This is a genomic window from Cellulomonas iranensis NBRC 101100 = JCM 18110 (assembly GCF_001552375.1).
Taxonomy (GTDB): Bacteria; Actinomycetota; Actinomycetes; order Actinomycetales; family Cellulomonadaceae; genus Cellulomonas; species Cellulomonas iranensis.
In genome coordinates this window covers 1-7,484 of the sequence record NZ_BCRB01000127.1, presented here as the reverse complement: position 1 = coordinate 7,484, position 7,484 = coordinate 1, and the positions used below count along the sequence as shown (strand labels likewise).

The window sequence follows — 7,484 nt, the reverse complement described above, 5'->3', positions numbered from 1 at the left end:
GGCGGCACCCGCGCCGGGCAGGCCGGTGAGCCGGGCGGCGCGCACGTCGGGGCCGCCGCCGAGCAGGTCGGCCCCCGGGCCCGTGCGCACCGGACCCAGCGCGGTGGTCGCGGCGTGCGCGAACGCGCCGAGGGCGCGCTCGAGCGCCTGCGCCTGCTCCGGCGTCGCGCCCTTCTGCTGCGAGAAACCCGCCGACGCGCCCTGCAGGCCGAGCAGCGGGACGTCGACGTCGACGGCCGCGAGCAGGTCGACGTCACGCAGCGCGGCGCGCAGGTCGGGCAGCCACGCGAGGTCGTCGGCGGTGACCTCGCCCAGACCGCCGCCGCCCGCGGCGAGCAGCGCGGCGACGCGCTCGGCCACCGCGCCGGGCGGCAGCAGCGCGGTCGCGAGCCCGAGCAGCAGACCGGCGCCCGCGTCGTTGGTCGCCGAGCCCCCCAGGCCCACGACCACGCGGCGCGCGCCGCGCAGCGCCGCGGCGACGAGCTCCCCCGCGCCGCGGCTCGTCGTGCGCGTGGGGTCGCGGCGGTCGTCGGGCACGAGGTCGAGGCCGAGCGCGTGCGCGGACTCGACGTGCACGGTCGTCCCGACGCGCAGCAGCGCGGCCGGCACCGGGGCGCCGAGCGGTGACGTGACGGTGACCGGCTCGACGTCGCCGCCCAGGCTCGCGTGCAGCGTCGCGACGAACCCGGGGCCGCCGTCGGCGAGCGGGCAGACGTCCACGACGTCGTGCGGCGCCCCCGCGCGCCATCCGTCGCGCAGCGCGTCGGCGGCCTGCGCCGGGGTCAGTCGGGTGCCGAAGCCGTCGGGAGCCATGAGGACGCGCACGCGACGATCGTGGCACGCCGGTGCGGCCGTCCCGGCACGCGCGACGTGCACGGGCGGCCGGCGGGCGCTGTGGGATCATGCCGCCGTGACGACGACCACAGGCACGTTCACCGAGCCCGCACCGTCCGCGCTGCTGCTGCTGGGCCGCGGGGTGGACCTGGCGTCCGAGCGCGGCGTCGAGTGCGTCGGCGCTCTCCCGGCCCCGGGCGACCCGGCGCTGGTCGAACGCGCCCGCGCGGCGCGCGTCGCGCTGGGCGACCGGGCGTTCGTGCTGGGCCACCACTACCAGCGCGACGAGGTCATCGCGTTCGCGGACGTCACGGGCGACTCGTTCAAACTCGCGCGCGAGGCGGCCGCGCGACCCGACGCGGAGTTCGTCGTCTTCTGCGGCGTGCACTTCATGGCCGAGTCGGCCGACATCCTCACGTCGGACGCGCAGCAGGTCGTGCTGCCCGACCTGGCCGCGGGGTGCTCGATGGCCGACATGGCCGCGATCGACCAGGTCGAGGACGCGTGGGACGTGCTCGTCGACGCGGGCGTCGCCGAGGACACCGTCCCCGTGACCTACATGAACTCGACGGCGGCCATCAAGGCGTTCACCGGCCGGCACGGCGGCACGGTCTGCACGTCGTCCAACGCGCACGTCGCGCTGCGGTGGGCGTTCGACCGCGTCGGCGGCGTCGACGGGCACGGCAAGGTCCTGTTCATGCCGGACCAGCACCTGGGCCGCAACACCGCGGTGCAGGCGCTCGGGCTGTCGCTCGACGACTGCGTCGTGTTCGACCCCCGCAGGCCGGGCGGCGGGCTCACGGCGCAGCAGCTGCGTGACGCGCGCATGATCCTGTGGCGCGGGCACTGCTCGGTGCACGGCCGGTTCTCGGCGCGCAACGTCGCCGACATCCGTGCGGCGGTGCCGGACGTGACCGTGCTCGTGCACCCCGAGTGCAAGCACGAGGTCGTCACGGCGGCCGACATGGTCGGTTCGACCGAGTACATCATCAAGGCTCTCGACGCGGCCGAGCCCGGGTCGTCGTGGGCGATCGGCACCGAGCTCAACCTGGTGCGGCGCCTGGCGCAGCAGCACCCGGAGCTCACGGTGCACTACCTCGACTCGACGGTGTGCTTCTGCTCGACCATGAACCGCATCGACCTGCCGCACCTCGTGTGGGCGCTCGAGGAGCTCGTCGCCGGGCGGGTGCCGAACCGCATCGTCGTCGACCCGGACGACGCGCACTGGGCGCGCGTCGCGCTCGACCAGATGCTCGCGCTGCCCGGCCACTGACCCACCACGCAGCACGCCCGAGACACCCGACCGACCAGGAGGACGCCGTGACCGCACCCCGACCGCCGCGCGTCGGCATCCTGCTGTTCGACGGCGTGGAGGAGCTCGACGCCGTCGGGCCGTGGGAGGTGCTCGCGCAGTGGGCGAAGCACGGTGCGCTCGGCGCCGAGGTGCTGACGTTCTCGCTCGACGGCGCCCCCGTGCGCTGCGCGAAGGGCATGGAGATCACGCCCACCACCCGCGCGTCCGACGTCGGCCCGCTCGACGCCCTGGTGCACCCCGGCGGCCCGGACGCGCGGCGGCTCATGACGGACGACGCGCACCTCGCGTGGCTGCGGTCCGCCGCGGAGGCGACACCGCTGGTCGCGAGCGTGTGCACGGGTGCGCTCGTGCTCGCCGCCGCGGGCCTGCTGACCGGGCGGCCGGCGACGACGCACCACGGCGCGCTCGGCGAGCTCGCCGCCGCCGACCCGACCGTCGACGTGCGCAGCGGCGTGCGGTTCGTCGACGACGGCGACGTCGTGACCTCGGCGGGCGTCACGGCCGGCATCGACCTCGCGCTGCACCTCGTCGCGCGGCTCGACTCCCCCGCCGCCGCGGACGGCGTCCGGTGGGGCATCGAGCACGTCGTCCCCGCACCCGCCTGAGGGATCCTCGGCCGGCCGCACGACCGACGCGCGCCGGTCGGTAGGGTCCTGCGCGTGTCACGGATGATCCAGCTGCTGCTCGCCACGACCCGCCCCCGCCGCGCGGTGCCGGGCATGGACCTGCTCGACGACTCGGTGACGCACCTGCGGGTGCGCCCCGGCGACCTCGACCTGTACCGGCACGTCAACAACGGCGTGTACCTGCAGTACATGGACGTCGCGCGGTCGAACCTCCTCGCCGACCTGGGCGCGTTCGGGCGCCTGGCCCGGCACGGCTGGTACCCCGTGGTCGCGGCGTCGACGGTGAAGTACCGCCGCTCGCTGACGCTCGGGCAGCGGTTCACCGTGACGACGCGCGTCATGGGCTGGGACGAGCGCGTCGTCTACCTCGAGCAGGTCATGGGCCGCGGTGAGCAGCACGTCGCGCGCGGCTGGGTCGCCGGGCGGTTCCTGTCACGTGCGGGCGACCGGATCGCGCCCGTCGACGTCGTCGAGCTGATCGACGGCGCGCCGCGCGAGAGCCCCGCGCTGCCCCCCGACGTCGCGGCCTGGGCCCGCGCGGTGGACGTCGCCCACCGCTGAGCCCGGGCCGCGACGCGGCGCCGTCGGTCAGCCGCGCGGCGCCAGGACCTCGAGCAGCAGCGCCTCGGCGAGCACGACCCGCTCGAGCTCGCCGAGGTGCACCGACTCGTCGGCGCCGTGCGCGCGCGAGTCGGGGTCCTCGACGCCCGTGACGAGGATCGCGGCGTCCGGGTAGACGTCCAGCAGGTCGCTGATGAACGGGATCGAGCCGCCGATGCCGATGTCGACGGGCGGCGTGCCCCACGACGCGCCCATCGCCCAACGCGCGGCGCGCATGCCCGCGGAGTCGCGCGGCGCCTGGAACGGACGACCCTCCTCGCCGTCGCGGAACGACACGCGCGCACCGAACGGCGCGTGCGCGAGCAGGTGCTCCTGCAGCGCGGCCGTCGCGGCGGCCGGGTCCTGGCCGGGAGCCACGCGCACCGACAGCTTCACCGACGCGCGCGGCGTGACGACGTTGTACGCACCGGCGACGGGCGGCGCGTCGAAGCCGATGACGGCGATCGCGGGCCGCGTCCACAGGCGTGCCGTGAGGGGGCCCGTGCCGGCGAGCCGGACGCCGGGCAGCACGCTCGCGTCGGCGCGCAGGTCGTCCTCGTCGTAGTCGACCTCGGGGTCGTCGGCGTGCACGAGCCCCGCGACGGCGACGTCGCCCGCGTCGTCGTGCAGCGTGGCGACCAGGCGCGACATCAGCGTGACGGCGTCCAGCACGGGACCTCCGAACATGCCGGAGTGCACCGCGTGGTCGAGCACCTCGAGGTCGACCACGAGGTCGACGAGGCCGCGCAGCGACGTCGTCAGCCCCGGGACGCCGACCTTCCAGTTCGACGAGTCCGCGACCACGATCACGTCGGCCGCCAGGAGCTCGCGGTGCGCGTGCAGGAAGTCGACGAACGTCGGCGACCCGACCTCCTCCTCGCCCTCGACGAACACCGTCACCCCGACGCCCAGCTCGTCGCCGAGCGCGCGCAGCGCGCCCACGTGCGCGACGACGCCCGCCTTGTCGTCGGCGGCGCCGCGGCCGAACAGCCGGTCGCCGCGCTGCGTCGGCTCGAACGGCGGCGTCGACCAGTGCGCCTCGTCGCCGGGGGGCTGCACGTCGTGGTGCGCGTAGAGCAGGACCGTCGGGGCACCGGCGGGGGCGGGGCGGCGCGCGACGACGGCGGGGGCGCCCGCGGTGCCGTCCGCGCCCGTCACGCGCAGCACGTCGACCTGCGGCATGCCCGCGTCGCGCAGCAGCTGCGCGACCGCGGCGGCCGAGGCCTCGACGTGCGCACGGTCGAACGCCTCGTTCGACACGCTGGGGATGCGCACGAGCGCCTCGAGGTCGGCGCGCACGTCGGCGAACTGGGACGCGACGCGCGCCCGCAGGGCGGCGACGCGCTCGTCGGAGGGGGTGGGGACGGCGTCGGTGGTGGTCACGCCCCACGACGCTACTCGACTACCCTGGCGTCGTGTTCGGACGCAAGCAGGACCCCCCGCCGACCGTCGACGCCCCCGTCGTCGAGGAGCCGCCGAAGCCCGGGACCACGGGCAAGGGCCGGCCGACGCCGTCGCGCAAGGAGGCCGAGGCGCGCAACAAGCGCCCCCTCGTGCCCGCCGACCGGCGCGCCGCCGCGAAGGACGCGCGCGCGAAGCAGCGCGTGCAGCGCGAGCTCGAGTACCAGGCGATGCGCACGGGCGACGAGCGGCACATGCCGCTGCGCGACAAGGGCCCGGTGCGCCGGTACGTGCGCGACTACGTCGACGCGCGCTGGAACCTGGGAGAGCTGTTCCTGCCGATCGCGGCGGTGATGCTGGTCATCCAGTTCGCGACGGCGCGCAGCGCCTCGGTCGTGGCGTTCGCCTCGCTCCTGCTGCTGTACGTCTACATCATGGCCTCGCTCGCCGACGCCTGGCTCATGTGGCGGGGACTCAGGAAGCGGCTCGTGGCGAAGTTCGGGGAGTCGGGCCTGCCGCCGCGCGGGCTGGCGATGTACGCGGTGCTGCGCGCGTTCCAGGTGCGCCCGTCGCGCCTGCCGAAGCCGCAGGTCAAGCACGGGCAGCGCCCGTCCTGACGTCGCCGCGCGGGTCCGGAGGACGCGGCACCCGCACGGCCCCGGCGCCCCCGCGCCGCGCCGGCGTCTGCACCGCCCGGTGGCGGGCGGCGCCTCAGGCCCCGCAGGCGCGCACGACCTGCAGCAGCACGAACCCGACGACGAGGAACGGCAGGACCCGCCGGTAGGTGCCGCCGGGCGCCTGCTGCTGGGGCCGCGGACGCTGCGGCGTCGACGTGGCCGGGCCGCTGACGGGCACCCACCGGTTGTCGGGCGTGAGCACGTGGCCGTTGACGACCTCGCCGACTCGGTAGGTGCGGCGCGGGGCGCCGCCCCCGGAGGTCGTCCGGGGCTGGGCGGAGGCCTGCTGCTGCGCCGCACGCTGAACCGCGGCACGCTCGGCCGCGGCACGGTCCGCGGCGGCCTGCTGCTCGGCGGCGCGCTGCTGCGCCGACGCCCGCTCGGCAGCCGCGCGACGCTCGGCCGCGGCCCGTTCGCTCGCCGCCCGCTGCTCGGCGGCCCGACGTGCGGCGCGCTCGGCCGCCGTGGCGTCGCCCCCGGGGGACGCGGCGGGACGTGACGTGCGGCCCCGGGTCCCGGTGGCGGCACGGTCGCGCACACGGTCGGCGAGCGGCACCCACTCCCCCTCGGGCGTCAGCACGTGCTCGTCGACGACGTCGCCGGCGACGTACGGCGCGACCGGCGTGCGTCGCAGCGGGACCCACCGCAGGTCGGCCGTCAGCATGTGCCCGTCGACGACGTCCCCCAGCCGGTACGGGGACCCCGCCGTGGGCGACACGCGGACCCACTCGCCCGACGCCGTGAGCTCGAAGCCGTCCACCACCGTGCCGACCGTGTGCATGTGCCTGGGTCCTCCTCGCCGCGTGCGCTGCCTGCGGCAGGCTACCGCCGCGCGGGCACGGTCAGGCGCGGCAGCAGCACGTGCACGAGCGGGCCGATGGCCAGCGCGTACGCGAGCGTCCCGAGCCCGACGGTGCCGCCGAGCGCCCAGCCGGCGGCGACCACGACGACCTCGATGCCGCCGCGGACGAGGCGCACGGGCGCGCCGGTGCGCGCCACGAGCCCGGTCATCAGGCCGTCGCGCGGGCCCGGTCCCAGGCGTGCGCCGACGTAGAGCGCCGTCGCGAGGCCGTTGAGCGCGATGCCGAGCACCAGCAGCAGGACACGCGCCGCGAGCGGCAGCGGGTCGGGCAGCAGGGCCGCGAGCGCGAGGAACGGGTCGACGAGCACACCGATGACGAGCACGTTGGCGACCGTCCCGGGACCGGGGCGCTGCCGCAGCGGCACCCAGCACGCGAGCACGACGAGCGACACCACGACCGTCACGGTGCCGAACGTCCAGCCGGTGACGCGCGTGAGGCCCTGCGAGAGCACGTCCCACGGCATGGCGCCGAGGTGGGCGCGCAGCAGGAGCGTGATGGACGCGGCGTAGAGCACGAGCCCGACGAGGAGCTGCGCCGTGCGCCGCCCGACCGCGTCGCGCCGCGCACCGGCGACGGTCGCGGCGTCGGCGGGCGCGCTCACGCGAGGCTCCCGGGCTCGACGTCGGTGCGGGGCGGCGGACGGTGGCCGAGGCCGTCGGCCCGGACCGTGCGCACCAGCGCGACGGCCCCACCGACCGCGGCCGCGGCGAGGAGAACGAGGAACACCCACATGGCCCCAGGATCGACGACTCTTGGCATTGCCTGCCATGGCCACTTCGCGCATAGTGGCCTCGTGGCGATCACCATCGACCGACGGATCAACGGCCAGCGCCTGCGCGTGCTGCTCGGCGCGTGGCACCGCCCCGGCCCCGCCTACCAGGCGCTGGCCGACGCGCTGCGCGCCCTGACCCGTTCGGGCGCGCTCCCGCTCGGTACACGCCTGCCCGGCGAGCGCGAGACCGCCGACGCGCTCGGCGTCTCCCGCACCACGGCGACCGCCGCCTACGACCTGCTGCGCGACGAGGGGTTCCTCGTGAGCCGGCGCGGCTCGGGCACGGTCACGACCCTGCCCCCCGGCAGCGGCGACCGCGCGCCGTCGAGCCTCGGCACGGTCGACGGCACGCTCGTCGACCTCACGGCCGCCGCCCCCGCCGCACCGCCGCGGCTC

10 protein-coding genes are annotated in these 7,484 nt (G+C 76.7%); 5 read left to right on the top strand and 5 right to left on the bottom strand.

From position 1 onward, the window contains the following. Positions 1-825, bottom strand: an 825-nt coding sequence (locus tag CS2_RS17160; protein ID WP_233421248.1) for a glycerate kinase, incomplete at its 3' end; no start/stop codon positions are given. An 85-nt stretch (positions 826-910) separates the two neighbouring features. Between CS2_RS17160 and nadA the strand changes: the two genes are divergently transcribed. The 3 genes from nadA (at position 911) to CS2_RS17145 (ending at position 3,336) form a co-directional block, all read left to right on the top strand. Continuing rightward, positions 911-2,107: a quinolinate synthase NadA gene (nadA, locus tag CS2_RS17155; RefSeq protein ID WP_070320891.1), complete on the top strand. Its 1,197-nt coding sequence runs from the start codon at positions 911-913 to the stop codon at positions 2,105-2,107. A gap of 47 nt (positions 2,108-2,154) precedes the next feature. Then, positions 2,155-2,754 carry a DJ-1/PfpI family protein gene (locus CS2_RS17150; RefSeq protein WP_070320890.1) on the top strand — a complete coding sequence of 200 codons (600 nt, stop codon included), beginning with the start codon at positions 2,155-2,157 and terminating at the stop codon, positions 2,752-2,754. Positions 2,755-2,817: 63 nt separating this feature from the next. After that, positions 2,818-3,336 carry an acyl-CoA thioesterase gene (locus CS2_RS17145; protein ID WP_070320889.1) on the top strand — a complete coding sequence of 173 codons (519 nt, stop codon included), beginning with the start codon at positions 2,818-2,820 and terminating at the stop codon, positions 3,334-3,336. A gap of 27 nt (positions 3,337-3,363) precedes the next feature. Here CS2_RS17145 and CS2_RS17140 read toward each other — a convergent pair whose 3' ends face one another. Next, positions 3,364-4,758: a dipeptidase gene (locus CS2_RS17140; RefSeq protein WP_070320888.1), complete on the bottom strand. Its 1,395-nt coding sequence runs from the start codon at positions 4,756-4,758 to the stop codon at positions 3,364-3,366. 32 nt (positions 4,759-4,790) lie between these two features. Here CS2_RS17140 and CS2_RS17135 point away from each other — a divergent pair, with 32 nt between their 5' ends. Beyond that, positions 4,791-5,393 carry a DUF3043 domain-containing protein gene (locus CS2_RS17135; protein ID WP_046528580.1) on the top strand — a complete coding sequence of 201 codons (603 nt, stop codon included), beginning with the start codon at positions 4,791-4,793 and terminating at the stop codon, positions 5,391-5,393. Positions 5,394-5,487: 94 nt separating this feature from the next. On the opposite strand, the gene CS2_RS17130 is transcribed toward CS2_RS17135, so the two are convergent. Genes CS2_RS17130 through CS2_RS19665 form a run of 3 tightly spaced genes read right to left on the bottom strand, consistent with a single transcriptional unit; the run spans position 5,488 to position 7,048 of the window. After that, on the bottom strand, positions 5,488-6,234 hold the full coding sequence (locus tag CS2_RS17130) for a hypothetical protein (protein WP_070320887.1): 747 nt from the start codon (positions 6,232-6,234) through the stop codon (positions 5,488-5,490). Between the two features lie 41 nt (positions 6,235-6,275). Beyond that, positions 6,276-6,917, bottom strand: coding sequence for a membrane protein YczE (gene yczE, locus CS2_RS17125; protein ID WP_046528581.1), 642 nt, complete (start codon positions 6,915-6,917; stop codon positions 6,276-6,278). Further along, positions 6,914-7,048, bottom strand: coding sequence for a hypothetical protein (locus tag CS2_RS19665; RefSeq protein WP_255430521.1), 135 nt, complete (start codon positions 7,046-7,048; stop codon positions 6,914-6,916). Before CS2_RS19665 ends, yczE begins: the two co-directional genes overlap by 4 nt. Positions 7,049-7,109: 61 nt before the next feature. Between CS2_RS19665 and CS2_RS17120 the strand changes: the two genes are divergently transcribed. Continuing rightward, positions 7,110-7,484: GntR family transcriptional regulator (locus CS2_RS17120; RefSeq protein WP_439951190.1), on the top strand; the 375-nt coding region annotated here is incomplete at its 3' end.

Excerpts from the sequence above, each read along its gene's own strand:
- CS2_RS17145 (WP_070320889.1), top strand. The coding sequence starts at position 2,818 with ATGATCCAGCTGCTGCTCGCCACGACCCGCCCCCGCCGCGCGGTGCCG.
- CS2_RS17130 (WP_070320887.1), bottom strand. The coding sequence starts at position 6,234 with ATGCACACGGTCGGCACGGTGGTGGACGGCTTCGAGCTCACGGCGTCG.
- CS2_RS19665 (WP_255430521.1), bottom strand. The coding sequence starts at position 7,048 with ATGTGGGTGTTCCTCGTTCTCCTCGCCGCGGCCGCGGTCGGTGGGGCC.